This window comes from Streptomyces sp. ISL-10, assembly GCF_018614575.1.
Classification (GTDB): Bacteria; Actinomycetota; Actinomycetes; order Streptomycetales; family Streptomycetaceae; genus Streptomyces.
In genome coordinates this window covers 1-24,866 of record NZ_JAGGOJ010000011.1, presented here as the reverse complement: position 1 = coordinate 24,866, position 24,866 = coordinate 1, and the positions used below count along the sequence as shown (strand labels likewise).

General features: G+C 70.5%; 30 protein-coding genes and 1 pseudogene. 17 read left to right on the top strand and 14 right to left on the bottom strand.

Annotated features, from left to right (window positions below):
- Positions 1-197: 197 nt before the first annotated feature.
- Positions 198-599 carry a MerR family transcriptional regulator gene (locus J7E88_RS12660; RefSeq protein WP_215181473.1) on the top strand — a complete coding sequence of 134 codons (402 nt, stop codon included), beginning with the start codon at positions 198-200 and terminating at the stop codon, positions 597-599.
- 54 nt (positions 600-653) lie between these two features.
- Here J7E88_RS12660 and J7E88_RS12655 read toward each other — a convergent pair whose 3' ends face one another.
- The 8 genes from J7E88_RS12655 to J7E88_RS12620 form a co-directional block, all read right to left on the bottom strand.
- Entirely contained in the window at positions 654-1,052 is a 399-nt protein-coding gene (locus J7E88_RS12655; protein ID WP_215180253.1) for a VOC family protein, read from the bottom strand.
- Between the two features lie 161 nt (positions 1,053-1,213).
- Positions 1,214-1,453, bottom strand: coding sequence for a hypothetical protein (locus tag J7E88_RS12650; RefSeq protein WP_215180251.1), 240 nt, complete (start codon positions 1,451-1,453; stop codon positions 1,214-1,216).
- 55 nt (positions 1,454-1,508) lie between these two features.
- The gene (locus J7E88_RS12645) at positions 1,509-1,745 is read right to left on the bottom strand and encodes a hypothetical protein (protein WP_215180249.1); all 237 of its coding nucleotides are present in this window, start codon (positions 1,743-1,745) and stop codon (positions 1,509-1,511) included.
- Between the two features lie 18 nt (positions 1,746-1,763).
- On the bottom strand, positions 1,764-1,970 hold the full coding sequence (locus J7E88_RS12640) for a hypothetical protein (RefSeq protein ID WP_215180247.1): 207 nt from the start codon (positions 1,968-1,970) through the stop codon (positions 1,764-1,766).
- Between the two features lie 421 nt (positions 1,971-2,391).
- Entirely contained in the window at positions 2,392-3,144 is a 753-nt protein-coding gene (locus J7E88_RS12635; protein WP_215180245.1) for a hypothetical protein, read from the bottom strand.
- Positions 3,145-3,552: 408 nt separating this feature from the next.
- Positions 3,553-4,341: a hypothetical protein gene (locus J7E88_RS12630; RefSeq protein ID WP_215180243.1), complete on the bottom strand. Its 789-nt coding sequence runs from the start codon at positions 4,339-4,341 to the stop codon at positions 3,553-3,555.
- Between the two features lie 279 nt (positions 4,342-4,620).
- Positions 4,621-6,222: a peptide chain release factor 3 gene (locus tag J7E88_RS12625; protein WP_215180241.1), complete on the bottom strand. Its 1,602-nt coding sequence runs from the start codon at positions 6,220-6,222 to the stop codon at positions 4,621-4,623.
- Positions 6,219-6,662 carry a MerR family transcriptional regulator gene (locus tag J7E88_RS12620; protein WP_215180239.1) on the bottom strand — a complete coding sequence of 148 codons (444 nt, stop codon included), beginning with the start codon at positions 6,660-6,662 and terminating at the stop codon, positions 6,219-6,221. Before J7E88_RS12620 ends, J7E88_RS12625 begins: the two co-directional genes overlap by 4 nt.
- Positions 6,663-6,912: 250 nt before the next feature.
- On the opposite strand from J7E88_RS12620, the pseudogene J7E88_RS12615 reads away from it, so the two are divergent.
- From J7E88_RS12615 to J7E88_RS36770, 5 genes and pseudogenes are all read left to right on the top strand, one after another.
- Positions 6,913-7,086: pseudogene (locus J7E88_RS12615) on the top strand (6-phosphofructokinase); the annotation flags it as partial.
- A gap of 207 nt (positions 7,087-7,293) precedes the next feature.
- Positions 7,294-7,800 (top strand): antibiotic biosynthesis monooxygenase, encoded by a 507-nt coding sequence (locus J7E88_RS12610; RefSeq protein WP_215180237.1) that lies wholly within the window; start codon positions 7,294-7,296, stop codon positions 7,798-7,800.
- A 144-nt stretch (positions 7,801-7,944) separates the two neighbouring features.
- A complete protein-coding gene (locus J7E88_RS12605) occupies positions 7,945-9,630 on the top strand; it encodes a ribonuclease J (protein WP_215180235.1) in 1,686 nt (561 codons plus the stop codon).
- A gap of 66 nt (positions 9,631-9,696) precedes the next feature.
- Entirely contained in the window at positions 9,697-10,413 is a 717-nt protein-coding gene (locus J7E88_RS12600) for a spermidine synthase (protein WP_215180233.1), read from the top strand.
- A gap of 205 nt (positions 10,414-10,618) precedes the next feature.
- The gene (locus tag J7E88_RS36770; RefSeq protein ID WP_285427542.1) at positions 10,619-10,741 is read left to right on the top strand and encodes a hypothetical protein; all 123 of its coding nucleotides are present in this window, start codon (positions 10,619-10,621) and stop codon (positions 10,739-10,741) included.
- Between the two features lie 18 nt (positions 10,742-10,759).
- Here the strand turns inward: J7E88_RS36770 and J7E88_RS12595 are convergent, their stop codons facing one another.
- Positions 10,760-11,107: a hypothetical protein gene (locus tag J7E88_RS12595; protein ID WP_215180231.1), complete on the bottom strand. Its 348-nt coding sequence runs from the start codon at positions 11,105-11,107 to the stop codon at positions 10,760-10,762.
- Between the two features lie 91 nt (positions 11,108-11,198).
- On the opposite strand from J7E88_RS12595, the gene J7E88_RS12590 reads away from it, so the two are divergent.
- Together J7E88_RS12590 and J7E88_RS12585 are read left to right on the top strand one after the other, a co-directional pair.
- Positions 11,199-11,615 carry a heavy metal-responsive transcriptional regulator gene (locus J7E88_RS12590; protein ID WP_215180229.1) on the top strand — a complete coding sequence of 139 codons (417 nt, stop codon included), beginning with the start codon at positions 11,199-11,201 and terminating at the stop codon, positions 11,613-11,615.
- An 86-nt stretch (positions 11,616-11,701) separates the two neighbouring features.
- Positions 11,702-12,022 carry a DUF427 domain-containing protein gene (locus J7E88_RS12585; protein WP_215180227.1) on the top strand — a complete coding sequence of 107 codons (321 nt, stop codon included), beginning with the start codon at positions 11,702-11,704 and terminating at the stop codon, positions 12,020-12,022.
- 9 nt (positions 12,023-12,031) lie between these two features.
- On the opposite strand, the gene J7E88_RS12580 is transcribed toward J7E88_RS12585, so the two are convergent.
- Entirely contained in the window at positions 12,032-12,703 is a 672-nt protein-coding gene (locus J7E88_RS12580) for a CDP-alcohol phosphatidyltransferase family protein (RefSeq protein WP_215180225.1), read from the bottom strand.
- Between the two features lie 145 nt (positions 12,704-12,848).
- On the opposite strand from J7E88_RS12580, the gene J7E88_RS12575 reads away from it, so the two are divergent.
- Complete coding sequence (locus J7E88_RS12575; protein WP_215180223.1) at positions 12,849-13,418, top strand: SRPBCC family protein; 570 nt, start codon at positions 12,849-12,851, stop codon at positions 13,416-13,418.
- 88 nt (positions 13,419-13,506) lie between these two features.
- Positions 13,507-13,794, top strand: a complete 288-nt coding sequence (locus J7E88_RS12570) for a hypothetical protein (protein WP_215180222.1) — start codon at positions 13,507-13,509, stop codon at positions 13,792-13,794.
- A gap of 85 nt (positions 13,795-13,879) precedes the next feature.
- On the opposite strand, the gene J7E88_RS12565 is transcribed toward J7E88_RS12570, so the two are convergent.
- From J7E88_RS12565 to J7E88_RS12555, 3 genes are read right to left on the bottom strand one after another with little or no spacing between them, the layout of a single operon-like run.
- A complete protein-coding gene (locus J7E88_RS12565; RefSeq protein ID WP_215180220.1) occupies positions 13,880-15,250 on the bottom strand; it encodes an NAD(P)/FAD-dependent oxidoreductase in 1,371 nt (456 codons plus the stop codon).
- A 41-nt stretch (positions 15,251-15,291) separates the two neighbouring features.
- On the bottom strand, positions 15,292-15,993 hold the full coding sequence (locus J7E88_RS12560) for a hypothetical protein (protein WP_215180218.1): 702 nt from the start codon (positions 15,991-15,993) through the stop codon (positions 15,292-15,294).
- A complete protein-coding gene (locus J7E88_RS12555) occupies positions 15,990-17,024 on the bottom strand; it encodes a DUF3179 domain-containing protein (RefSeq protein ID WP_308307485.1) in 1,035 nt (344 codons plus the stop codon). Before J7E88_RS12555 ends, J7E88_RS12560 begins: the two co-directional genes overlap by 4 nt.
- A gap of 144 nt (positions 17,025-17,168) precedes the next feature.
- Here J7E88_RS12555 and J7E88_RS12550 point away from each other — a divergent pair, with 144 nt between their 5' ends.
- The 7 genes from J7E88_RS12550 to J7E88_RS12520 all read left to right on the top strand — a co-directional run bounded on the left by J7E88_RS12550 (position 17,169) and on the right by J7E88_RS12520 (position 23,290).
- Positions 17,169-17,624: a MauE/DoxX family redox-associated membrane protein gene (locus J7E88_RS12550; protein WP_215180216.1), complete on the top strand. Its 456-nt coding sequence runs from the start codon at positions 17,169-17,171 to the stop codon at positions 17,622-17,624.
- Positions 17,608-17,916, top strand: a complete 309-nt coding sequence (locus tag J7E88_RS12545; protein ID WP_215180213.1) for a mercury transporter — start codon at positions 17,608-17,610, stop codon at positions 17,914-17,916. Before J7E88_RS12550 ends, J7E88_RS12545 begins: the two co-directional genes overlap by 17 nt.
- A gap of 31 nt (positions 17,917-17,947) precedes the next feature.
- Positions 17,948-19,531, top strand: coding sequence for a radical SAM protein (locus J7E88_RS12540; RefSeq protein ID WP_215180211.1), 1,584 nt, complete (start codon positions 17,948-17,950; stop codon positions 19,529-19,531).
- Entirely contained in the window at positions 19,528-20,346 is an 819-nt protein-coding gene (locus tag J7E88_RS12535; protein WP_215180209.1) for a class I SAM-dependent methyltransferase, read from the top strand. Before J7E88_RS12540 ends, J7E88_RS12535 begins: the two co-directional genes overlap by 4 nt.
- Before the next feature lie 112 nt (positions 20,347-20,458).
- Complete coding sequence (locus J7E88_RS12530; RefSeq protein WP_215180207.1) at positions 20,459-20,944, top strand: hypothetical protein; 486 nt, start codon at positions 20,459-20,461, stop codon at positions 20,942-20,944.
- An 86-nt stretch (positions 20,945-21,030) separates the two neighbouring features.
- The gene (locus tag J7E88_RS12525) at positions 21,031-21,843 is read left to right on the top strand and encodes a Crp/Fnr family transcriptional regulator (RefSeq protein WP_215180205.1); all 813 of its coding nucleotides are present in this window, start codon (positions 21,031-21,033) and stop codon (positions 21,841-21,843) included.
- Between the two features lie 472 nt (positions 21,844-22,315).
- Positions 22,316-23,290, top strand: coding sequence for an L-threonylcarbamoyladenylate synthase (locus tag J7E88_RS12520; RefSeq protein WP_215180203.1), 975 nt, complete (start codon positions 22,316-22,318; stop codon positions 23,288-23,290).
- A gap of 111 nt (positions 23,291-23,401) precedes the next feature.
- Here J7E88_RS12520 and J7E88_RS12515 read toward each other — a convergent pair whose 3' ends face one another.
- The gene (locus J7E88_RS12515) at positions 23,402-24,043 is read right to left on the bottom strand and encodes a carbonic anhydrase (RefSeq protein ID WP_215180201.1); all 642 of its coding nucleotides are present in this window, start codon (positions 24,041-24,043) and stop codon (positions 23,402-23,404) included.
- Between the last annotated feature and the right edge of the window lie 823 nt (positions 24,044-24,866).

Here is a 24,866-nt window from a genome sequence, read left to right as displayed (position 1 = left end):
TGGCGGGGCGGCCTCGGCTGCGCCTTTACAGCGTGGCTGCCCTCGATCAAGACTCTACCCTGACGTGAGGTGAGAGTGCGACCTGTGGCTTGTGAAGTGCAGGTAAACAAGCCCTCGGATCATGTGATTCCAGACACGTATGCTGGATCACTTCGAACGTTCGAATGCGGCGGTACGCAGAAGGAGAAGGCGTGACGATGACTGAGCGGCAGATGCAGATCGGCGAGGTGGCCGAGCGGACCGGTCTGTCGCTGCGCACGATCCGTCACTACGAGGAAGTCGGTCTTGTGGCCCCCTCCGCGCGCAGCAAGGGCGGCTTCCGTCTCTACACCGAGGCTGACGTCGAGCGTCTGATGGTGATCCGCCGGATGAAGCCGCTGGACTTCTCGCTGGAGGAGATGCGGGACCTGCTGGAGATCACGGACAAGATCGCCGCCACCGACGATCCTCCGGCGGGCGAGGAGAAGGAGCGGCTGCGTGAGCGCCTCGACTCCTACCGCAAGGTGGCCGACGCCCGCTGCGAGACGCTGCGCGCCCAGCTGATGGCCGCCGAGGACTTCGCCGCCACACTCCGCCGCAGGATGGACGCGGGGAAGTGACAGCGGCGCGCGAGGGGAGGTTCTCCTCACGCGCCGCTCGGCCGGCCGGTCCGGTTATGACGCGATCGGCTCACCGCTGCCGTAGGGGCGGGTGATGACCTCCATGCCGTGTCCGGCGGGGTCCATGAAGTACATGCCGCGCCCGCCGTCGTTGCGGTTGATCTCACCGGGCTGCTTGCCGTGCGGATCGGCCCAGTACGTGATCTTGGCGTCCTGGATGCGCCGGAAGATCTGGTCGAACTCTTCCTCGGTGACGAGGAAGGCGTAGTGCTGCATGACGATCGCCTCCGCGGGGATCGCGGCGAAGTCCAGGGTGACGCCGTTGCTCAGCACGACGGGGATGAACGGGCCCCACTCGGTTCCGACTTCAAGGTCGAGGAAGTGCGCGAGGAACTCGGCGGACTCCCGGTTGTCCCGGGCGTGGACGATGGTGTGATTCAACTCGACTGACACGGTGGAATGCCTCCGTAAGGCAATCTCACGGGCACCTCCATGCCTCACCCAGGCGGTGACCGACACGCGATGCCGTGCCCTCATCGTAGACAGCCAAGTGCCCGCCGTCCCAGGGGGATTCGTCGAGCATCGCATGCTCATGCGCGGGCGAGCGCCAGCCTTCAGTACACCCACCAGCGGCCCGAGCCGCTTTGCTGTACCCATCGTGCGATGCCGTCCTCGCCGATCTTCCGTGCGTGGGTGCTGTCGAGCCGGTCGGCCTTGATGGTGCAGGTGCGGGACCAGTTGCCGCGGGCGTCCATGTCCTCGAAGGCCACGTCCCCGTCGTCGGTGCGGGTGGCCCGCCCGGCGGTGAGGATCATCTCGGAGCCGTCGGTCAGTTTCACCATGAACGTTCCCATCGGGTGTCCCTCTCTCTCGGCGTGGACGGCCTGCCGCGGCGGGCACGGGGGTGCTTCAGTAGCACCACCAGGTGCCGTTGGACGGCTGGGGCAGCCAGGTGTAGCCGCCGTCGGCCGGTCCGCGTCGGAAGACCGCCGTCACCGCGTCGGCCTGGTAGGTGTGCACCCGCTCGGCCTTGCCGTTGTGGTCGGTGCGTTCCAGCACGATCTCGCCTGCCGCGGTGCGTCCGGCGGCGTCCGCTTCGATCACGGCGTCTTCACCGTGGGCCAGTTGCAGCATGAAAAGGGCCATCGCCGGTACTCCTTGCTCTCACAGTCCGACGGGGATCGCGGGGAGGTCCTCCCAGACCTGTCGCAGGTCCGTGTAGCGGCGGTCGGGCAGCTGCTCAAGCACCGCCCGGACCTCGGAGCGGGCGCCGACGGCTGCGATGAGCAGGTCACTTCGGCCCACCCCGCCGTTCGCGAAGAGACCGGACAGATGATCGGCGATCTCGATACGGGTGACGTCGTCAGCCACGCAGACTCCCAGCGTGTGAGCGCGCGCGGGAACGGGCCGCTGCGCGGTGAATGTCAGGGCAGCCCCGACGGGCGGCTCCTCCGCCGCCCCCGGGCCGCGGTCGGGGTTCTTGGCTCTACCGCGGCCCGGGAACGGCTTGGAAGCAGGCCGACCAGGTCGGCGAGCAACACTACTCTAACGAAAGGGTAGAGTGAGAACGCAAGCCACCTCCGCCAGCCCCGCGGGCAACAACAGCCCGATCGCGTATGCCGAGGAATGACGGAGGGGCCTCTTCGAGGCGTTCACCCTCACGCAACGTGAGGGTAGGCTCGGGTCCGCCGGCGCAGTGGAGTGGACTGGTGAGGCGTCGGCTCGGCGGTCCCGGTGCGGTCCTCCGGCCGGGCCGGGGCCGCACCTGCCGGTCGCCGTCGGCCGTCTCGATTCAGGGGTGGAGCAGGTGCAGGCGGCCGGGCATGGGTTCCAGGCGCAGCGGGGCGCGTACGTCGTGTGCGGGGGTGCCGTCGATGTCCAGCCGGTAGACGCCCCAGGGTCGTTCGTAGCGCAGCCGCCGGACGCGGCGGGTGGCGAAGGCGTCGCTGCGCACCTCGAGGGTGCCGTCCGCCGTCAGGCCGACCTGCAGGGGCCGGGCCGCGGGGGCGGTGAGCTTCTCGTTGTCCAGGAGGAGATAGGCGCTGCCCGGGTGGGGCTGCAGACAGGTGATGGTCGCCTGGCGGACGGCGATGTCGAGGGCGCCGCCGGGGAGGTGGACGCCGATGACGGGGCGCCGGTGGGCGCCGAAGCTGGTCAGCGCGCCGGGTTCCTCACGGGACGGGCGCTCGATGAGCAGGGGCAGGTCCCACAGGGCCGCGGCCCGCAGCGCCTGGTCGTACTGAGAGCGGTCGGCGTGCAGCAGGAGGCCGACGCGAGGGCGCTGCCGGCCCTGCGGCCCGCGGTGGCGTTCGCCGGCCTCGGGCACGGCGCTGAGCTCGATGCAGTGGATGCCGTGATGGGCCAGGCGTTCACGCAGCAGCCGCGCCCGGTCGCGATCGGTGCGGCCCCAGCCGCGCAGTATCCCCAGCCGCCGGGCGGTGGGCAGTTCACCGGCGAGCCGTACGGCGGCGGACAGCAGGCGCTCCTGGCCGGTGTCGCTGTCCGTACGGTCGGCGCCGGAGGAGGAGGGCGTGCGGGGCGGCATACAGGACTCCTTGCGTACGTCACGGAAGGCGGGTGCCCCGACGCGGAGGAATGGCGAGGACGCGCTCCCGCAGAGGAGGGAGAGGCTCCCGCGAGCCGGTACCGGGTCAGGGCAGGACGCCGGTCTCGCGGGCGGCGGCGACATGGCCGCCCCAGGTGTGCCGCAGTGCCCCGCCCGAGTGGCCCGGGGCGGGACTCGTTGCGACTCTCCCGACCTCGCATCCCTAACCTAGCGCGAGAGTTGCCCGCTTGGGAATTCCAGTTTCACCAAGGCAATGGAGTTGCAGACTCTCACGTTGAGATAGGGTTCGTCGCGCCGGTCGATCCACTGGACAGGTCCGGTCGGCTCGGCGGCCCCGATAGGTCCTCCACCCGACGGTGGTCGGGGCCGCCATCCCCCTTCGCCGCCTCAGCCGCCCGCTCGGCGGAGCTTCGCGGCGGGGTCGGAGGCGAGCCAGCCCCGGGCGCCCCAGAAGTCGACGGCCCGCAGGATGGTACTCACGGCGCGCTGCGCGCCTGCGCCGTTGCAGTCTCCCCAGTGCCCCTCACACCAGGCGGCCAGCGCGTCGGCGGCGTCGGGTGCGTCCAGGACGCCGAGGCGCTCGTACGAGCCCAGGTGGGTGCCGAGCAGCAGCATGGCGGTGTGGTCGACCTCGCCTGAGGCTTCGGCAAGGAAGGCGGCGATCGCCTGCCGCACGGTCGGCACCGCGGAGGGTGCCGGGCGGGGGCGGCTGCGCTCGGCCCGGGGCCCCGCGGGCACGGCGGCCGGCTGCCGCGGACTCTCCCGGGGGCTGGGCGCCGGGGCGGATGGCGGTGACGGTGGGCGTGCCGGTGCGGGAGGTGGCGCCGACTGCGGCACGGCGGGCCGCTCGCCGCTGCCGTACAGGCAGTTGGAGACGTAGTCACCGGGTACCGGCGTGTTCTGGGCGATGGAGGTTTCCAGGACTTCGGCGTCGCAGGTCCGACACAGCGGCACCTCCCGCCAGCCGATGATCGAGAGCTGCGTGCCCCGCGAATGACGGGTCATCGACTGCGGCCGCTGCACGATGTCCTGGCCACCGCAGCCCGCACAGCGCGGAGCACCCCTCATCCACTGGGCCCCACACGACAGGCAGGTGACCCGGATGTCGCCCGCGCAGGGCTCCCCGCGCAGTTCCTCGTCCTCCCCGCACGACGGACACTCCGCCACACCCGCCATCGGTCTCCCCTCCCGTCCGCCTCATCCGACCGAGCAAGCCACTCAAATCTACCTTCACGTGAGGGTAGGTTCTTGCGGGATGGCCGGAGGGCAGCCCTGGAGGGGCTGTCCGGCCAGGTGCGGCTGTGTGCGCTCCCTGATCTGTGGCACCTGCTGCCCGACCTCCCGGACGGCCGGCTGACCCGGATGCGGCTCGGGCGGCACGGCGGGTGGCGGGCATCCGCACTCGCCGTCATGCGCCCGGGTGCGGCACCGGCCTCCGAGCCGGTTGCGGCACGTCTATTCGTGCGCGGCCAGGAGGTGTTCGAGGCGCGCACCGGGAAACTCCCGCTCGAAGGAGCCCGCCTGCCAGCGGTCCGGGAACAGGGCGAGGTGGGCCTTGTCCCGGATGCGGGTCAGGGCTTCGCCCTTGACCAGACGGGAGCTGTTGAGTGCCTCGGCCCCGGCCGCGTCGGTTGCCCGCGCCAGGTGGTAGGGGAGCGTCTCCAGCCGTACGGGAGCGGAGAACTCGCCCGCCATCCGCGCGGCGACGACGTCGAACTGCATCGGCCCGACCGCCGCCAGCACCGGCGCCTGGTCCCCGCGCACGTCGGAGACCAGCACCTGCACCACGCCCTCCTCGTCCAGCTGGGCGATACCGCGCCGGAACTGCTTGGAGCGGCCGATGTCGACGGGGCGCACGACCGCGAAGTGCTCGGGCGCGAACGTCGGCATGGGCGGGAAGAGGGCGGGCTGCCCGTCGTAGAGGGTGTCGCCCACGCGCAGGGCGGCGGCGTTGACCAGGCCGACCACGTCGCCGGGGTAGGCGGTGTCGACCATGGAGCGGTCCTGGCCGAAGACGCTGTGCGCGTATTTGGTGGCGAACGGCTTTCCGGTGGCGGCGCGGGTGACGGTCGCGCCGCGTTCGAAGATGCCGGAGCAGACCCGCAGGAAGGCGATCCGGTCACGGTGGGAGGGGTCCATGTTGGCCTGCACCTTGAACACCAGCCCCGAGAACGGCGCGTCCACCGGTCGGCTGCCGCCGCCCTCCAGCTCCCGCGGGCCCGGCGGCGGGGCCAGGTCCACGACGGCGTCGAGCAGCAGGCGTACGCCGATGTTGGAGATCGCGGCGCCGAAGAACACCGGTGTGGAGGTGCCCGCCAGGAACGACGGACGGTCGAACTCGGCCCCGTCCGCCTGCAACAGCTGGAGTTCCTCGGTGGCCCGCTCCCAGTCGGCGCCCTCCTCGAAGGCGGCCTGCTCGACGGGAACCGGCTCCTCGATCGCCTCGTGGGCCCCGCCCGGTGCGCGGGTGTAGCGCAGCATCCGGCCGGGTTCGCGTACGTCGACCAGCCCGCGCAGGTATCCGGCATCGCCGACCGGCCAGGTGACCGGGGTGGGCTTGAGACGGAACTCGCGCTCGATCTCGTCCAGCAGCTCCAGCGCCTCGCGGCCGGGACGGTCCCACTTGTTGACGAACGTGATGACCGGGATGCCACGGTGCCGACACACGTCGAAGAGCTTGCGGGTCTGCTCCTCCAGCCCTTTGGCCGCGTCGATGAGCATCACCGCGCAGTCGACGGCCGCCAGCACCCGGTAGGTGTCCTCGGAGAAGTCCGCGTGGCCGGGAGTGTCCAGAAGGTTGAGCACAAAGCCCCGGTGTGCGAACTGCAGCACCGCCGAGGTGACGGAGATGCCACGGGCCTTCTCCATCTCCATCCAGTCCGACGCCACACCCCGGCGGCCGGACTTGCCGTGCACCGCGCCCGCCGACGTTATCGCGTGCGCGTGCAGGGCCAGGGCTTCCGTCAGCGTGGACTTGCCCGCATCCGGGTGGCTGATCACGGCGAACGTCCGCCGCCGGGCCGCCTCGTCGGCCGCCCACTGACTCGTGGCGCTCACCGGACCGCCTTCACGCCCGCCACAGGGGCATCCAGCAGCTGAGAGAGATGCCCGTGCAGGGAACGGGCAAACTCCTCCGCCGACGACAGCTCCCGGCGCAGGTCCTCACACCGCGCGTCGGCCTGCACCCAGTACTTCCGCAACCTCGCCACCAGTTCCTCGTGCGTTCCCTCGTCGGTCTCGGGCCAGGCTCCGCCCGTGTCGGGCAGCCGCTCCAGGACGTCCAGCAGCGCCCGTACGTCCTCCAGACAGAAGCCGAGCGGCCGCATCCGGCGCACCAGCGCCAGCCTGCGCACCTCCGCCTCCGTATAGAGGCGGAAACCACCCAGGCTGCGTTCGCTGGGAGCCACCACGCCGACGTCCTCGTAGTGCCGGATGGTGCGCAGGGACAGCCCCGTCCGCTCGGACACCTCGCCGATCTGCATCAGCTTTCCGCCCACGGCTCCACCACCTCGCGTCGCCAGCCCGGCACCCCTGCCGACCTACAAACCTACCCTGACGTTAGGGTAGATTGGCAATCGCTGCAACGAGGGCGGCCCGACAGGCTGCCGTCGTCGTCAGGCGGCGCCGCCCTCATTCCCCCGAGGGGCGGCACCGCCGACCGCCCGATCCCGCTCAGGAGTCAGTACCGCAATGCGTCTTGGTGTGCTCACCTCCGGCGGCGACCGCCCCGGCCTGAACGCCGTCATGGTCCTCGCCACCCGGTTCGGCTGGCACGCAGTAGAGGCCGTGCACCGCGGCGAGTCCGGCCAGATGACCGCGCTGCGCGGCACCGAGATCGTCATGGTGCCGCTCGCTGAGGCCGTCGAGATGCTCAAGACCGTCCCGCAGGGGCGGTACGCCGAGGCAGAGACGGTCCTGTGATCCGATGAGCCACGTACCGCTTTCGCCGCATCCCCTGGGGCTCCGTAAAGCAGTTGCGGGACCGCTCCGCCAGGCGACAACACTCGGCACAGCACGCGCCCCAGCCCTTGGAGGAGAGCAGTATGACCAGCCCCGCCTTCCCGGACATCACCCGGCCCGACGCCCATCGCCACCCGGTACGCAGGTGATCGGGAACGGCAGGTGCGGATGGCCGACACCGACATCGGCGAATACGACCGCGGCCCCTGGGTGCGCGGGATCGCCGCGCTGTCCTGGTTCCTCAGCACCGACCAAGAGACGGTGCTGACCTGTGCACAGTGGACCAGCGCCACCGCCCACGACGCGTACCTGCGGGACAGCGGAACCGCGGCCGCGCTCGCCGGACCGCCCCGCTACCGCCTGTACCGCAGCCTCGCCCAAGCCGACGAGACCCGCCCGCCCGGCTGCCTGGTCACCGCCGCCTTCGACGTCGACGGGCCCGCATGCCAGCGCCACTTCGTCGACACCCTCACCGCCGCCCTGCCCACCGAAGGAAGCCACCCCGGGGCCCTCTCGGCCCACTTGCTGCTGAGCGCCGACGGCACCCGCGTCCTCAACTACACCGAGTGGACCAGCGCCGAGGCCCACCAGGAGGCAGCCGAATCCGGGCTCCACGACAAGGTCCACGAGATCTTCTCCCACACGCCTGGCGTACGGCTCACCCACGGCAGGTGATACCACCTTCACCGCTCCCTGCGGCCGTCGGCGTAAGCCGACCGGCCCAGGGGCACCCATCACGGGGAACACCCGTCCGTCGAGAAGCAGAGAGATCGCGCAGGCAATGGATCACCCCTTCCAACTCTCCGGTAACGTCAAGGTATGAGTCATCCGCATCCAGAGCTGAAAGCTGCCCCGCCGCTGCCCGAGGGAGGGCTGCGGGTCGTCGCCCTGGGCGGTCTGGGTGAGATCGGCCGCAACATGACCGTCTTCGAGCACGCCGGCAAGCTGCTCATCGTCGACTGCGGCGTGCTGTTCCCCGAGGAGACCCAGCCCGGCGTGGACGTGATCCTGCCGGACTTCACCTCGATCCGGGACCGCCTGGACGACGTCGTGGCCGTGGTGCTCACCCACGGGCACGAGGACCACATCGGGGGCGTGCCGTACCTGCTGCGCGAGCGGTCCGATATTCCCGTCGTCGGCTCGAAACTGACGCTGGCGTTCCTGGAGGCCAAGCTCAAGGAACACGGCATCCGGCCGCGCACCGTGCGGGTGCGCGAGGGCGACCGGCGCGGGTTCGGCCCCTTCGACTGCGAGTTCGTGGCGGTCAACCACTCCATCCCGGACGGCCTCGCGGTCGCCATCCGCACCGGCGCCGGACTGGTGCTGCACACCGGCGACTTCAAGATGGACCAGTTCCCGCTGGACGACCGCATCACCGACCTGCGCGCCTTCGCCCGCCTCGGCGAGGAGGGCGTCGACCTGTTCCTCACCGACTCCACCAACGCCGAAGTACCCGGCTTCACCACCTCCGAACGCGAGCTGAACCCCGCGATCGAGCAGGTCATGCGCACCGCGCCCCGGCGGGTCATCGTCTCCAGCTTCGCCAGCCATGTGCACCGCATCCAGCAGGTCCTGGACGCCGCGCACCAGTACGGCCGCAAGGTCGCCTTCGTGGGCCGGTCGATGGTCCGCAACATGGGCATCGCCCGCGATCTCGGCTATCTGAAGGTGCCGCCCGGCCTGGTGGTCAACGTCAAGGAACTGGAGAACCTGCCCGACCACCAGATCACCCTGGTGTGCACCGGCTCCCAGGGCGAACCGATGGCCGCGCTGTCCCGGATGGCCAACCGCGACCACCAGATCCGCATCGGCAAGGGCGACACCGTCCTCCTCGCCAGCTCCCTCATCCCCGGCAACGAGAGCGCCATCTACCGCGTCATCAACGGCCTGACCCGGTGGGGCGCCAACGTCGTCCACAAGGGCAACGCCAAGGTGCACGTCTCCGGCCACGCCAGCGCCGGCGAACTCGTGTACTGCTACAACATCGTCCAGCCCCGCAACGTCATGCCCGTGCACGGCGAGTTCAAGCACCTGCGGGCCAACGCCGACCTGGCCATCCGCACCGGAGTCGACCCCGACCGGGTCGTCATCGCCGAGGACGGCGTCGTCGTCGATCTCGTGGACGGCCGCGCGTCCATCACCGGGAAGGTTCCGGCGGGCAACGTCTACGTGGACGGGATGGAGGTCGGCGGCGTCACCGAAGCCTCCCTCAAGGACCGCCGCACTCTCGCGGAGGAGGGCGTGGTCACGGTGGTGGCGATCGTCGACGCAGACACCGGCGCCCTCGCCGAAGCCCCCGACTTCCTGGCCCGCGGCTTCGTCCACGACGACACCACCTTCGAGCCAGTCGTCCCCGTGATCGAGAAGACCCTGGCCACCGCGGCCGAGGAAGGTGTCGGGGACGCACACCAGCTCGAACAGCTCATCGCCCGCGCCGTGGCGAACTGGGCGTTCCGCACCCACCGCCGCAAGCCCCTCATCATCCCCGTCATCATCGACGCCTGAGTTCACAGCCGGGCAGAAGACCCCGAACTCACCGGCGGACAGCCATCAGCAGCGAAAGGTGCATGGATGAGCGCGCGCTTCGAAGAGATCGACTGGCACCCGACCCCGCTGGGGGACATCAGCCTGCGGCGCCGGCGGTTTCCGGGGTCGGACACCGACGTGTACGAGGTGAAACTCGGCGACGAGTTCCTGATGTCCAGCCTCTTCACGGCCGGAGAGATCGCGCTCGCGCGACTGGGGCTGGCGGGGCTGTCCGGTGCCGAGCTGGACGTCGCGGTGGGCGGGCTCGGCCTCGGCTACACCGCCCGGACCGCCCTGGACGACCCACGTGTCCGCTCCCTGACCGTCATCGAGGCCCTCGGCGAGGTGATCGACTGGCACCAACGGCACCTGGTCCCGCTCGGCGCACGCCTGGCCGAGGACCCCCGCTGCCGACTGGTCCAAGGCGACTTCTTCACAGCGGTCGGGGATCCCGCCGGCCTGGATCCGCAGTTACCGGGACGCCGCTTCCACGCCATCCTGCTGGACATCGACCACTCGCCGCGCCACGTGCTGCATCCACGCCACGCCGCTCTCTACCAGCCTCCGGGGCTTCGGGCGCTCGCCGATCATCTCCAGCCCGACGGCGTCTTCGCCCTGTGGTCCAACGACCCACCGGACGAGCAGTTCACGTCCGCTCTCGCGGACGTCTTCGCCGCGCCCGAAGCCCACGTCGTCGACTTCGACAACCCGCTCCAGGGCGGCAGCGCGACCAACACCGTCTACGTGGCGCGCAAGAAGTAGGGGCGAACCGACTCGCAAACTGGGGCGCCTGCCGGCAGCTGGGGCGTACGGGCATCGGCGGGGCGCGACCTGCGAACCATGCGATCCGTCTGGCCGCTTGAGCCCGGGTCCGCAAGTTTCCGCAATCCCGTCAACACCCCGCCGCTGACGTGCGCGCTCGGTGACCCGTGGCCGGAGAAGCAAGAGGCCCTGCTGGAACGTGTCCGTGGATACGAGCAGGGCGCTGCGGGGCAGGCGGCCAAGCTGCGTTCAGCTGGCGCGGGCCGAGGAGTTCGCACGGACGCTGCGCGAGCGGGTGGAGCAGAACCAGGGCGCCGCTGTCCGGTAGGAAGAACGGGGCGGTGTCTCACCCCTTCCCGGTGGCTTCGGACGGACCGCTCGCGGTCAGGGCGCGACGCAGGTCAGCGACGGCCGGGGCGCCGTCGGTGGTGCCATCAGCATGGCGGTAGAGCCGGCAGGACAGACTCGGCGTGGCGCCGTCATGGGCGAACGGGTCGATGCCGTCCAGCAGGAGAGTGGGCGAACCGGTCATCCCCTGCCGGGTGGCCTCGTCCGCGTCGTTCACCTCGATCCATTTCACCGGTAGGGACCGGCCTTCGAGAGCTTCGGCGATCCGCTCACGGACGAGCCGGTCGTTCGGGCAGTCCGGCACGGTCAGTACCGCGATGCGTGTCGTGGTCTCCGCCTGGTTCATGGCGGACCCCTTCCATTTCCGGCGGTTCTTCGTCTGTGCCTGGACGGTAGACCTTCCAGTGCGCTGGAAGGTCAAGGGCTAGTCTGGAGGTATGCGCATCGGTGACCTCGCCGCCGTCAGCGGGGTGACGGCGAAGACCCTCCGGTTCTACGAGCAGGCCGGGCTGCTGCCCGCGCCTGCGCGTACCGCGGGCGGCTACCGCAACTACCCGGAGCAGGCCGTGAAGCGGCTTGCGTTCATCCGCGACGCCCAGGGCGCGGGGATGAGCCTGGCCGAGATCCGTTCCGTGCTCGCTCTGCGCGATGCCGGCGTGTCCCCCTGCGCCCACGTCGCCGCACTCGTCGACGGGCACCTTGAGGACATCGACCGGCGCCTGGCTGAGCTCCAGGCCACGAAGGCGGTCCTCCAAGGGTTGGCGGAGCGGGCCGCCGCGGCCGATCCTGCCGACTGCACGGACGCCGAGGTATGCCGCATCCTCACAGGCGCGAACAGCTCTCGCGGACGGTGAGCACCGTCACTGAAGGGGCCGGCCGAGCCCGCCTAACGTGAAGGCTCCCAGGGGCATCGTCCCCGTTCACGGTGAGGAGCAAGGCCATGCTGCGTGCGGTGTGGAACGGCACGGTGATCGCGGAGACCCCGCGCACGGTGATTGTCGAGGGCAGCCACTACTTCCCGCCCGAGTCACTGCACCGGCAGTACTTCACGCCGAGCAGGACCCGGTCACTGTGCTTCTGGAAGGGGGTGGCCCGCTACTACAGTCTTGAGGTCGACGGGCTGAGGAATCCGGATGCCGCCTGGTACTACCCCAAGCCGAGCCCACTGGCCCGGAAGGTCAAGGACCATGTGGCGTTCTGGCGGGGCGTACGGGTGGAGGGCACACCGGAGCCGGACCAGCCGGCAGACAACAAGGAATGACGGGGCCGGTCAGCGGCGGGTGAGGTGCCGGAGCGCGACGACGGCCTGAAGGGTGGCGGCCGGCCTCAGCAGGACGGGGCGTGGCCGCTCGGGCATGGTGCCGCAGCGCAGCGCGAGGCCGGTGACGGCGACGACGGGAAGCGCCCAGGTGGCGACCGCCGCCACCTGGACGGTGCGGCTCGGTTCGTGACGCAGGGTGAACCACATCCAGTACGCGGCATCGGCGAAGGTGTCGGCGTACTCCCCGAAGGGGGAGTTTGTGCCCTGATGGCGGGCGAGGCGTCCGTCGGCGAGATCGAGGCCGATCGCCAGCACCCCGGAGATGCGACCGCCTCCGCCGGGCAGGGCTGGGAGGTTGGCGCGCATCAGCGTCAACGCGTCAGCGGTAGTGAGGCAAGTGCGCTGTTCCAGCAGACCCAGGTGCAGTACGGCGAGGGCCCAGCTGGTGGTCACCCAGCGTCGTCCGGGCCGTCGGCCGGAGGCCACGGCGTACAGGGCGCCGTGCAGGGCGGTGAGCTCGGCCAGGGCCCGCGGTCGTCGGGCGGCCTGGCGCAGTGACCGGCGGGCAGCGCGCCCGAGGAAGCGCACGACGGCAGCCGGGACGAGGTGCCCTTCACGCAGTTCGGCCAGCAGCACGTTCGTAGCGGCGCGGCTGTCGGCCATCTCGGATACGGACTCCACGCTCCTCCGTCCTCCACAGGGTGATGGCGCTGAGAGTAGAGGCCGACGCGCCCGGAGGAAGGTGAGCGCGCTCACTGATCGGCGGGGTTAACCGGCCTAGCGTCGGTCAGGAGACGGGACGGACACGCGTGGAAAGGTCTGGGCGATGGTGTGGATCGGTGCTCTGGCAGGGGCGGTAGTGGCGGGCACGGGTGCGGCAGCCGGGTATCTGGGGCTGGTGACCGGGGCGCTTCCCCTGGACGTCGGAGTCGGACGGCGTAGCCGGCCGCTGGGGCCCCAGGCCATCGACATCGCAGCCCCGCCGGAGGTGGTGTTCGACGTCATCGCCCAGCCGTATCAGGGGCGGGCCACGCGGGCGATGCGCGAGAAGGTGCTGGTGCTGGAGCGGGGCTCCGACATGGTGCTCGCCGCCCACCACACCCCGGTCGCGGGCGGACGGCTGACGGCGACGACGGTGGAGACGGTGCGGTTCACCCGCCCGCAGCGGGTCGACTTCCGCCTGGTGCGCGGGCCGGTGCCCGCCGTCACCGAGTCGTTCACCCTCACCGAGCACGATCCCGGTACGCGGCTGGTGTACGAGGGCGAGCTCGCCACGGACCTGTGGCGAGCCGGGCAGTGGTGGGGCGACCTGGTCGCCCCACGATGGGAGGCGACGGTTGCCGCGTCCCTGGCAAAGGTCCGGCAGGAGGCCGAGCGGCGCGCGACCTTGCCGTGAACGGCTCGCCGTACCACGGCAGCCGGACGTTGGCGGTGGGTGCGGGTGGCGCAGCCGTGTGCATCCCGTCGGAAGGAGGCAGTTGGTCATGGTGGCGAAGCGGAAAGGCCCCTCTGAACGGGAGCAGGCCATGGAGCACCGGTATGCCGATAGCCACCTGGACGAGCGCGGGCTCGAGGACCCAGCCGGGCTGGTCCGGCGGGCCGGGACGCAGGAAGAGCCGGGTGAAGTGCTGGTCGGCTCGCCGACGCCTGCGGATGCGGCCCCGTCCCGGGGTGTCCCGGATCAGGTGCGGGTGCGTGATCGTGTGGGCGGCTGGCTGGTCAGGGCGCTCAAGCGCGCGGTGTTCTGCTGGCTGCCTCCTCCTCGTAGCTGATCGCCCCGGAAATGGCGGCCGACCGTTGACCGGTCGACCGTGCGGACCGTCCGCTCTGCCGCAGTGGTGCGCTTCGCGTGTGCGGTCAGTCTTGGCCCAGGTCGGTCAGGGCGTCCTCCACGGCGCGGTGGAAAGTGGGGTAGCCGAACATCATGTGGCGAAGCCGCTCGACGGGAATCTCGCTCTGCACGGCGATGGCTAGGCCGTAGAGGACTTCACCACCCGCCGGGCCGGCGGAGGTGGCCCCGACCAGGACGCCGCGGTCGGTGTCCGCGACGAGTTTGATCAGGCCGTCGTTGCCGGCCTTGTGGATCCAGCCGCGTGCCGAGGACGGCACCCGCGCGACGCCCGTCCGTACCCGCACCCCCTGCTCGCGGGCGGTCTGTTCGGTCAGGCCCACGGAGCCGACCTCGGGGTCGGTGAAGGTGACGCGGGGCAGGGCCTGGTAGTCGGCGTCCGGTCCTGGCCGGCCGAGGATGTCGCGGACGGCGATCTCGGCCTGGTACATCGCCACGTGGGTGAACAGTCCTCGGCCGGTAACGTCACCGACACCCCAAACGCCCTGTGCCGCCCGCATCTGCCCGTCCACGGCCAGGGCGCGGGCGTCGGGATCGAGCCCGACGGTCTCCAGGCCGAGCCCAGTCAGATGGGGTCGGCGTCCGGTGGCCACCAACAGGTGCTGCCCGGCGACCTCCTCCCCGCTTTCCAGGGTGAGGCGGAAGGCGTGATCTACGAGCCGTACTCCGGTGGCGCGTGCACCGGTGCGTACGGTGATGCCTTCCTCTGCCAGCACAACGGCCAGCAGTGTGCCGACTTCGGGTTCCTCCGCGGGAAGCAGCCGCTCCATCGCCTCCACGACGGTCACCGCGGTGCCGAAGCGGGCGAACGCCTGCACCAGCTCCACGCCGACGGCGCCGCCGCCCAGCACGAGCAGCGAGGCCGGCGGCTCCTTGACCGAGACCGCCTGCCGGTTCGTCCAGTACGGCACGTCCTCCAGTCCGGGGACGGGCGGGATCTGCGGGCGGCTGCCGGTGGCCAGCACCACCGCGCGCCGGACGGCGAACACCTGGCCATTGGCCTCCACACGGCCGGGGCCAGCCAGGCGGGCACGGCCGCGGACGAAGCGCCCGCCCTTGCGGGTGAACCGGTCGACGGCCACCTGGTCGTTCCAGTTATCGGTGGCCTCATCCCGGATCCGGGCCGCGACCGGCGCGAAATCCGCAACCACCTGGGCATCTCCGGCCATACCGGGAACGCGCCGCGCGCCGGCGAGCAGATTCCCAGCGCGGATCATCATCTTGCTCGGGATGCACGCCCAGTACGGGCACTCCCCGCCGACCAGTTCCGCCTCCACCCCGACCACGTCCAGCCCGTCCCCGGCCAGCCGCTCGGCGGCATGCTCACCGCCCACCCCCATGCCGATCACCACCGCATCGACTTCCTGCACCCGCGCCATGAGGATCCTCCTTGATCAACCGCGCCCGAGGGACTTGGTCATTACGTATCCGGGACGGCAGAGGGTGTCTGCGCCGCCGCGTCGCCGGTGTCACCCGCCTGGCGGGTGCGCCGCCCGGATCGGCCCGTCCTCGATGTGCCCCACACCAGCGTGCCGGTCAGCATCAACAGCGTGAGCGGATAGAAGACCGGGCGCAGCGGCATCAGGACCGGCAGCAGTGCGGCGGCGGTGCTCGCGCCGAGGACAAGCAGAAACGTCGGCACGCAGCAGGCGAATCCGAGCAGGAACGCCGGGAGCACGCCCAGCAGCCGGGCGTAGCGGGTGCGCCGGCAGGAGGCGGCCTGCCGGGCGGCGTGGGCGGCGACGGCGATGTTGCAGCCGACGAGCACCGCCACGACGGAGCCGAGCATCAGGTTGACCGGGCTGAGGAAGACCGCGAGGTGGCGGGTGGGGTACCAGGCGAGGACCGGCTCGAACAGATACGGCCCGCGGACCTCCAGCAACTGTCCGGGAGCGGCCTGGAACACGGGTGCGCCGGTGAACCGGCCAGAGGCCGAAACGACGAGGTCCCCGAGGGAGAACAGATACACCAACAGGGTGACGCTCGCGACGATCAGCGCCGTCCTGCGGTGGCGGCGTGCGGCGAGGGCGGCACGCACCCGCCCGGGCGTGGCCTTGATCGCGAGGACGGTGGCGTCCCAGGCGTCGCCCGTCCTGGCGAGCACGGTCAACAGCCTGCTCATGTCCGCACCTGGCTGTTGGGATAGAAGGCGTACCAGGCGAACCACATGGCGTCGAGGAAGTCCGCCGGTTCCCACCGATCCCCGACCTGCTGCACGACGCGGGCGGTGCCAAGTTGGTCGTCCCAGCGCGCCTCCACCCGCGTGCCGCCGACCTCCGCCCGCACGATCCGGTTCGTCCGGACAAGGTCCTTGTGGATGGCCAGCCGCTCACTGCCGACCCGCACGCCGATGACGACGTCCTTGTCGGCGAAGCGGTCACTCGTGGCCAGGACGGGGAAGATCGGCCGACCCTTCGCGTAGTAGCCGCCCCGGTCCGGATAGGAGTCGTAGGAGCCGTACGGGTCGCTGCCGTACGAGCGCAGTGCGCCGGTATCGGTGGACAGCACCGCCGTGTCGGGGTGCGCGGTGCGCCACTGCTTCCACGTCGTCCACACCAAAGGGACGGTGTCCAGCCGGGTGCCCTTGAGCGGGCCGCTCACCGCCTGACCGAGCAGCTGCGGCCACTGGGATCCGGTCTGCCGGTCGTACATCAGGAGGTTGGAGTTGACGAGTTTGCCGGTGGTGCCGAACGTCAGGTCCTGGACGCCGGGCGGGGCGGAGAATCCGATGACCGTGCCGGTCAGCGGGCAGTAGGTGACCGCGAGCGGTTCGCCGCCGACGGTGTCGTTGACGATCTCGTGCCACACCAGGACCAGCTGGGGGTAGGCCCTCACCTGGCCGTGGTACTCCAGCCCGAAGACCGGATCGTCGTCGTCGAGGAAGTCGGCCTCGCTCGCCGACACGAGCCGGGGCGTGTCTATGGAGGGGATGCCGTCCTTGCCCGGCCCGCCGGACAACGCCGAATCGGCGAGCGCCTCCAACGACGGATCCTGGCCCGCCTGCACGGCCGTCACCGGCGCGGACGGCCGATCGGCGAGGGTCTGCCAGCCGATCACACCCCCGCCCACGAGCAGAACGACGACGCCCCCGATCACTCCGGCACCCTTGATGGCCTGCCGCCGTGACGGGCGGGGGGACTGTGGACCGTTCACCTGGCACCTCCCGAAACGGCTCGGGACACCGGCTCGCACGGCGGGAGAACACCGCTTCACACCTCTGATCGTGCCCGGATCGGGGGGACGGTTCGGTGAGCGCGCTTACAGTTCTCGCTCTCTGTGGCGGCCTACGGTCGGATCATGGTGCTCAGGATCGTGCTCGGGACGGTATACACGGCGATGGCCCTCGGCCAGCTCGCCTCCTTCGAGCACATGCCGCGCATTCTGGCCGCGTACGGGCTGCCGGCCGATGGCGCCGCGACCGTGCTGGCCGCGGCGCTGATCGCGGGGGAGCTGGTGTGCGGGATCTGGTTCCTGGGCCGCCCGCGATCCAAGGCCCTGGCGCCGGTGTGGGTGTACGCGGGCGTGTCTCTGGTGTGGTCGCTGCTGGCTGTGCAGGCGTACGCGCGGGGACTGGGGGTGGACAACTGCGGCTGCTTCGGCATCTACCTCACGCAGCGGCTGAGCTGGTTTGTGCTGTTCCAGGACGCCCTGACCTTGCTGTACGCCGCCGTGCTGATCCACTCCGCCCGCCGGGCGCCCGCTCCTTCGCACACCGACCGGGAGGAGGCGAGCCGCGGTGTCGGTGTCCCGTGAACGTTCCGGTCTCGGCGGCATGGCGGCGGCCGTAGGTGCCGGACTGGTGATGGTGGTGTGCTGCGCGGGCCCGCTGCTCGTGGCCGGCGGGGCACTCGGCACCGTCGGCGGGGCGCTGGCCAACCCGTGGGTGATCGCCGTCGGCGCGGTGATACTCCTCGCCGGCACCGGCTACGCCCTGCGCTGCCGGGCCCGTGGCCGCAGGGGCGCCGGACCGGACGACTGCTGCCCGACCGTACCGGCCGAGCCCCAGCCACGCGAAGAAGTCGATCCGGCCGGTGACCACCGCTGAACGGCTGCCCCTACGGGAGAGGAGTTCCTCGATGACCCAGGCACCAGCGCCCCGGCGCAAGGCGGACCGGGACGAGGTGTTCGTCGAGTTCACCAAGTCGATCTGCCCGATGTGCAAGACGCCCGTCGACGCGCAGGTCAACATCCGTGACAACAAGGTCTATCTGCGCAAACGGTGCCGCGAGCACGGCGAATTCGAGGCCCTGGTGTACGGGGATGCCGAGGAGTACCTGTCCTCGGCCCGCTTCAACAAGCCCGGCACGATCCCCCTCACCTTCCAGACCGAGGTGAAGGACGGCTGCCCCTCGGACTGCGGACTGTGCCCGGAGCACAAGCAGCACGCCTGCCTGGGCATCATCGAGGTCAACACCGGCTGCAACCTGGACTGTCCGATCTGCTTCGCCGACTCCGGCCACCAGAGCGACGGCTACGCCATCACCCACGAGCAGTGCGAGCGGATGCTCGACGCCTTCGTCGCCTCCGAGGGCGAGCCGGAGGTGGTGATGTTCTCCGGCGGAGAACCCACCATCCACAAGTACATCCTCGACTTCATCGACCTCGCCCAGGCCCGCCCGATCAAGAACGTCAACCTCAACACCAACGGCATCCGCCTGGCCACCGACAAGAACTTCGTCGCCGAGCTGGGCAAACGCAACCAGGTGCCGGGCCGGTCGGTGAACGTCTACCTCCAGTTCGACGGCTTCGACGAGCGCACCCACCTTGAGATCCGCGGCCGCGATCTGCGCACGTTCAAGCAGCGGGCCCTGGACAACTGCGCGGAGGCCGGCCTGACCGTCACCCTCGTCGCGGCCGTCGAACGCGGCCTGAACGAGCACGAGCTCGGGGCGATCATCGAGTACGGCATCGACCACCCCGCCGTGCGCTCGGTGGCATTCCAGCCGGTCACCCACTCGGGCCGTCACGTGGAGTTCGACCCCCTGCAGCGGCTCACCAACCCAGACGTCATCCGGCTGATCAACGAGCAGCGGCCCGCCTGGTTCCAGAAGGGCGACTTCTTCCCCGTCCCATGCTGCTTCCCGACCTGTCGCTCCATCACCTACCTGCTGGTGGACGGCGCACCGGGCAACCGCACCGTCGTGCCGATCCCACGGCTGCTGAACGTGGAGGACTACCTCGACTACGTCACCAACCGCGTCATGCCTGACGCCGGGATCCGCGAGGCCCTGGAGAAGCTGTGGTCGGCCTCCGCCTTCATGGGAACGGAGACCACCGAGGAGAAACTGCGGGCGACCGCTGAGGCGTTGGACTGCGCGGACGCCTGCGGGATCGACCTGCCCGAGGCGGTGAAGCAGCTGAACGACAAGGCGTTCATGATCGTCGTGCAGGACTTCCAGGACCCCTACACCCTCAACGTCAAGCAGCTGATGAAATGTTGCGTCGAGGAGATCACCCCCGACGGACGGCTCATCCCGTTCTGCGCCTACAACTCCGTCGGCTACCGCGAACAGATCCGCGCCGAGATGTCCGGCGTCCCCGTCGCGGACGTGGTGCCCAACGCGACTCCGCTCGCCGGACGGCTCACCGACACTCCCTACGGCTCCAAGACCCCCCGCAGCACAAAGCCCCAGCCGACCGCCGAGGAGGGCGCACGATGACCGATCAGAACGCCCGCCCGCCCGTCGCGACCGGTGATGAACTCAAAGCCTGCTGTGCCGCCGCGTACTCCTTGGATGTGGTCGCTCTGCTGCTGGGCGACGCCTACCATCCGGGTGGCACCGCCCTGACCCGCCGCCTTACCGATGGGCTCGGCCTGGCGGAGGACTGCCGTGTTCTTGATGTGGCCTCGGGCCGCGGTACCACCGCTCTCCTCCTCGCCGACGTCTACGGTGTGCGGGTGGACGGTGTGGACTACTCCCCGGCTAACACCGCCCTCGCCCAAGGAGCCGCCGCAGCCGCGGGGTTCGGGGAGCGGGTCATGTTCACCACCGGGGATGCCGAGCGCCTGCCCTACCCGGGCGGCGTGTTCGACGCGGTGGTGTGCGAGTGCGCCCTGTGCACCTTCCCCGACAAGGCCCAGGCCGCAGCCGAGTTCTCCCGTGTCGTGCGGCCCGGTGGACGGGTCGGCATCACCGACGTCACCGCCACCCCCGACCGACTCCCACCCGAGCTGACCGGCCTTGCCGCGCGGATCGCCTGCATCGCCGACGCCCGCCCGCTGGCCCAGTACGCCGAGATCCTGGCCGCCGCCGGACTGCGCACCATCCGCACCGAACGCCACGACCAGGCGATGACCCGCATGATCGACCAGATCGAGGCGAGGCTGAACCTGCTGCGCCTGACCGCCGCGTCCAAGCTCACCGACGCCGGCATGGACCTGGAAGTGGCCCCAGCCGTCCTCGCCGCAGCCCGCGCCGCCGTGGGGGACGGCACCCTCGGCTACGGCCTGCTGATCGCCGAGAATTCCCCCTGACGGCCGCACGATCTACCGGCCCGTACGTAAGCGTGCTCACATACCCGCACCGTCACCGCTCCTAGCGTCGGCGCTGAAGCAAACATCCCGCGCAGGAGAGGACTTGACGATCATGACAGCCACCGTGCAGGTATCCCCGAGAACCGCTGCCATCCCGGTCTATGCGGCCTACGGGGCCGCGGCCGGTGTGGTCGGCGGGATCGGGTTCGGCATCTGGATGTCGGTCTCCCGGCCGATGATGGACACCGCGATGATCACTATGGTCGCCGGTCTCCTCGGATCGACCAACGCCTTCGCCGGGTGGCTGATCCACCTGGGCATCGCGGTCTTCGCCGGCATCGCCTTCGGTGCCATCCTGGGGCAGTTCGCCCGGAAGATGGCACCCGCGGTCATGCTAGGGCTGGCCTACGGCGCCGTGTGGTGGTTCATCGGCGCGCTGTGGATCATGCCTGCCAACATGGGCATGCCGGTCTTCGAATGGAACAACGTCACCAGCTCCAGCCTCGGCGGCCACCTAGTCTTCGGGCTGCTCGCTGGTCTGACCTTCTCCTGCATCGCTCAGGTGGTGGGCAAGCGGACGGGCCCGGCCGCCAGATGAGCCGGATACCGCCCGCGTCAACCAATGACCCGGGTATGCCGCCGCGGGGTGCTGCACTGCGCGGCAGCACCCCAGGCGGCGCGGCGATGCCCTACTGTCTGGGCGAGGGCGCCGACGCGCTGGCCCGCCCGGCATGGGGAGCCGCGCCCCCGCCCTGGGCACCGGGACGACGCGAGGAGACACATCACATGATCGACGCCGGTCCAGACGCCGAGCGGACCTGGTGCCTGGCCGAGGTCGACATCTTCTGCGACCTGTCCGAGCAGGAAATGGAGGCCATCGCCGCCGCGGCACCCATGAAGACCTACACGGCCGGGGAAATGCTGTACTCCCCGACCCAGCCGTGCGAGGTGCTGTTCATCCTCAAGAAGGGCCGGGTACGGATCTTCCGGGTCTCCGCCGACGGCCGGGCGCTGACCACCGCGATCATCACCCCGGGCACCATCTTCGGCGAGATGGTCCTCCTCGGGCAGCGCATGTACGACAACTACGCCGAGGCCCTCGACGACGCGGTCGTGTGCGTCATGAGCCGCGCTGATGTGCACAGGTTCCTGCTGTCCGATGCGCGGATCTCCGCCCGCATCACCGCGATCCTCGGCCGCCGTCTGGCCGACCTCGAACAGCGCCTGTCCGACAGCGTCTTCAAATCCGTCGCGCAGCGCATCGCCACCACCTTGACCACCCTCACCACCGCCCAGCCCCAGCCGGGACCGTTGCGGCCCGGCGCCCGCCACCCGCAGATCGCCCTCACCCATGAACAACTCGCGGCGCTGGCCGGTACCTCCCGCGAGACCTGCACCAAGGTCCTCCGCGAGTTCACCGACCATGGCCTGATCCGGCTCGCCCGCGGACGCATCACCGTCCTGGACCCCGAACGGCTCAAAGACGCATCGGGATAGCCGTACGGCGTCACACCTCGAACGGCTGGAAGAAGAGCTCGCCGGGCGAATCGGCCAGCCAGCGGTTGAGGCGCTGCGGGCCGTCTTGGAGACCTCATGGGGCGCGCCGCCTGTCTACAGTCACCCCCAGTCAGGCCGGCAGGCACCTTGCCGGCACTAGCGAAGGCGCGCGGTGCCATGGCTGCCGCGTGGGCCAGCGCGGCGACAGGCAAGGCCGGGGAGTCAAGCCGTCGCCGGAGGCGATCGCCGAGGTCACCAGCCTGCTCGCACCAGGCGATGACCGGCGCTAACCGGCCAGCCGGGGTAGGGCCTGCGGGTTCTACGCTGAGCTGCGCCGGCCTGGCGGTGTTCCGCCGTGCCCCGTGACGGCTTTCATGCGTCCGGGCTCACGCGGTGCCGTCGGCTTCGGTCCGTCGTTTTGCGCCTATGGGACCACGGATTGTGGGGAGCAAAGCAGTGAGAGGATGCGAGGGTGTCGGCAAGAAGCAGTGACGTCGAGAAGGCAGCCGGTGTGCTGCGTGCCGGGGGCCTGGTGGCCTTCCCGACCGAGACCGTCTACGGTCTGGGCGCCAACGCCGAGGATCCCGCCGCGGTCGCGCGTATCTTCCAGGTCAAGGGGCGCCCGCCCTCCCACCCGCTGATCGTCCACATCGGCGGCGCTGAGCTGTTGGGCGACTGGGTCGAGGACGTGCCCACAACCGCGCGCCTGTTGGCCGAACGCTTCTGGCCGGGGCCATTGACGCTGGTCCTGCGGCGCGGTCGCCGGGTGCCCCTCGAAGCAACTGGTGGCCTGGAGACGGTGGCCGTGCGCGTGCCCGACCACCCCATCGCACTCGCGCTGCTGTCGGCCTTCGGCGGCGGTGTGGCGGCCCCGTCCGCGAACCGCTTCGGCTCGGTCAGCCCCACAACGGCGGACCACGTCCGTGCGGAGCTGGGTGATGCCGTCGACTTCGTGCTGGACGGCGGCCCCTGTGAGGTCGGCGTCGAGTCGACCATCGTCGACGCCACGGGCGATGCCCCGAGCGTCCTTCGGCCTGGCGGGGTGACGCGCGAGGACCTTGAAGCGGTGCTGGGGTGCCCCCTTGCGGTCCACTCCACGAGCCGCGTTCGGGTGCCGGGCCAGCATCCGTCACACTACGCGCCGCGGGCGCGGGTCGTCCTCGTCGAGCCCGAGAAGGTCGTCGCCGAAGCGGAGCTCGCGCAGGAGCTAGGGCACCAGGTCGGTGTTCTCCTTCCCCCCTCCTTCGCCGGCGCCCCGGTGAAGGCGCACGCCGTGGTGGAGGTCCCCGGTTCGATGGCCCCCTACGCGCGCGGGCTGTACGGGTTCCTGCGCGAGCTCGATCAGCGGGGGTGCGACGTCATCGTCGCGTCCCTTCCGGTGGAGGAGGGGCTGGGAGTGGCGATCGCCAACCGGCTCCGCCGCGCCGCGGGGCCCCGGCCCTCTTAAGCGACCAGCGCCGACGCCGTTCGATGGTCCTGCTGGAGCGCCCACCGGATGCCGTCCGACCCCGGTTGCGCGAGGTCGTGCCGGACCTTCAGGAACGCGGAACATCCGGTATCACGAAACCGCGTCTGCGGGTACCTCCAGGCCGCGGGCGGTGACCAGGCGGGCCGTGCCGTCGGCCAGCCGGTACGACAGTCCCACCACGGCGGCCTGCCCGGCTTCGACCGCCTGCGCCAGGACGCGGGAGCGGTCCAGCAGCAGGTCGATGGTGTGCCGGATGTGCTCGGCGATGAAATCGGCGTCCTCGGTGTGCCCGGCGGCGCGGGCGGCCAGCACGCTGGGGGTCACCCGCTCGATCACGTCCCGCACGTAGCCGCCGGCCGGCGTCCCGTCCTCGACGGCGGAGCGGGTGGCTGCGACCGCGCCGCACGCATCGTGACCGAGCACCACCACCAGCGGGGCGCCGAGCACGCCCACCCCGTACTCGATACTGCCCAACACCTCCGAGCCCGCGACGTGTCCGGCGGTGCGGACCACAAACAGGTCACCCAGCCCACGGTCGAAAATGATCTCAGCCGCCAGGCGGGAGTCGGAGCAGCCGAAGAGCACGGCGAACGGGTTCTGGGCCGGGACGACCTCAGTACGGCGAGCGGCGTCCTGGTTCGGGTGCTCCGGCGAACCGGCGACGAACCGCTGGTTGCCGACCATCAGCATCTCGAAGGCGTCACGGGGCATAAGTGTCTGTGTATCGGCCATGGGAAGCAGACTACGGCCAGAGCCCGGGCACGACGCAGCCGGGCCAGGCTGTGGCTGAGACGTCGGGCGGGGCCACGGACCGAGGCGGCGGCACGCCCAGCCGCCGGGCGATCGCGTCTTCAGCCCGACTCCTCAGCATGCGGCGGAGCTGGTCGCCCCCGTACGCCCAGCCCACACCGTGGACCAGCGCCGCCCCAGGGCCAACGCGATCGTCAACCCGCTGCTCACCATCCGCCATCACACACGTACAACGAAGGCGCACTTCGACACGTCGTACACCAGACGAGGGAACGTGCATGCTTTGGCCGTCACGGCGTGGGGGCGGCCCGGTCCGCTGCCCGCAGGCCGGGAAATCAGGGACGACTTTCGTAGATCAGGGCTCACTCGGCGCCGTCGGCCGCGCCGTCGTCGGCGAGGATGCGGTAGACGGTGGCGACCGAGGGGCACTCACCCCTTGCCCGAGGTAATCACGAGTTTCTGAGCGAGCTACGGGACGGGAACAGCGTTGGCCCGCGTAGGCGGCCATGTCGTCGTCGGCGACCTTGGGGCATCCGCCGTGACGGCCGCGCTCGCGGGCGGATGCCTGGCCTTGGAGGGAAGCGCCTCAGACGCCGAACTCGTTGGCCGCGTCGCGCAACGACGCCGTGCCATCCTCTTGGACGGGTGCCGAGGTGACCAGCCGATCAACGAGCTTCAGTGTCACGTCTCCGGTGGCTCAGCTGCTGCTCCTGATGTCTGGTCGGCCTGATGGTCAGACCTCGCGCCTGCCAGCCCGGCGAACCACCGTTTAGTACGACCCGATTAGGGCCTGTGTGATGTCGTG

Bases quoted from the DNA above. Each gene is read 5' to 3' on its own strand.
- J7E88_RS12660 (WP_215181473.1), top strand. From the start codon at position 198: ATGACTGAGCGGCAGATGCAGATCGGCGAGGTGGCCGAGCGGACCGGT.
- J7E88_RS12650 (WP_215180251.1), bottom strand. From the start codon at position 1,453: ATGGGAACGTTCATGGTGAAACTGACCGACGGCTCCGAGATGATCCTC.
- J7E88_RS12645 (WP_215180249.1), bottom strand. From the start codon at position 1,745: ATGGCCCTTTTCATGCTGCAACTGGCCCACGGTGAAGACGCCGTGATC.
- J7E88_RS12635 (WP_215180245.1), bottom strand. From the start codon at position 3,144: ATGCCGCCCCGCACGCCCTCCTCCTCCGGCGCCGACCGTACGGACAGC.
- J7E88_RS12630 (WP_215180243.1), bottom strand. From the start codon at position 4,341: ATGGCGGGTGTGGCGGAGTGTCCGTCGTGCGGGGAGGACGAGGAACTG.
- J7E88_RS12610 (WP_215180237.1), top strand. From the start codon at position 7,294: ATGGCCGACACCGACATCGGCGAATACGACCGCGGCCCCTGGGTGCGC.
- J7E88_RS12605 (WP_215180235.1), top strand. From the start codon at position 7,945: ATGAGTCATCCGCATCCAGAGCTGAAAGCTGCCCCGCCGCTGCCCGAG.
- J7E88_RS12600 (WP_215180233.1), top strand. From the start codon at position 9,697: ATGAGCGCGCGCTTCGAAGAGATCGACTGGCACCCGACCCCGCTGGGG.
- J7E88_RS12595 (WP_215180231.1), bottom strand. From the start codon at position 11,107: ATGAACCAGGCGGAGACCACGACACGCATCGCGGTACTGACCGTGCCG.
- J7E88_RS12590 (WP_215180229.1), top strand. From the start codon at position 11,199: ATGCGCATCGGTGACCTCGCCGCCGTCAGCGGGGTGACGGCGAAGACC.
- J7E88_RS12585 (WP_215180227.1), top strand. From the start codon at position 11,702: ATGCTGCGTGCGGTGTGGAACGGCACGGTGATCGCGGAGACCCCGCGC.
- J7E88_RS12575 (WP_215180223.1), top strand. From the start codon at position 12,849: ATGGTGTGGATCGGTGCTCTGGCAGGGGCGGTAGTGGCGGGCACGGGT.
- J7E88_RS12570 (WP_215180222.1), top strand. From the start codon at position 13,507: ATGGTGGCGAAGCGGAAAGGCCCCTCTGAACGGGAGCAGGCCATGGAG.
- J7E88_RS12565 (WP_215180220.1), bottom strand. From the start codon at position 15,250: ATGGCGCGGGTGCAGGAAGTCGATGCGGTGGTGATCGGCATGGGGGTG.
- J7E88_RS12560 (WP_215180218.1), bottom strand. From the start codon at position 15,993: ATGAGCAGGCTGTTGACCGTGCTCGCCAGGACGGGCGACGCCTGGGAC.
- J7E88_RS12550 (WP_215180216.1), top strand. From the start codon at position 17,169: ATGGTGCTCAGGATCGTGCTCGGGACGGTATACACGGCGATGGCCCTC.
- J7E88_RS12540 (WP_215180211.1), top strand. From the start codon at position 17,948: ATGACCCAGGCACCAGCGCCCCGGCGCAAGGCGGACCGGGACGAGGTG.
- J7E88_RS12535 (WP_215180209.1), top strand. From the start codon at position 19,528: ATGACCGATCAGAACGCCCGCCCGCCCGTCGCGACCGGTGATGAACTC.
- J7E88_RS12530 (WP_215180207.1), top strand. From the start codon at position 20,459: ATGACAGCCACCGTGCAGGTATCCCCGAGAACCGCTGCCATCCCGGTC.
- J7E88_RS12525 (WP_215180205.1), top strand. From the start codon at position 21,031: ATGCCCTACTGTCTGGGCGAGGGCGCCGACGCGCTGGCCCGCCCGGCA.
- J7E88_RS12515 (WP_215180201.1), bottom strand. From the start codon at position 24,043: ATGGCCGATACACAGACACTTATGCCCCGTGACGCCTTCGAGATGCTG.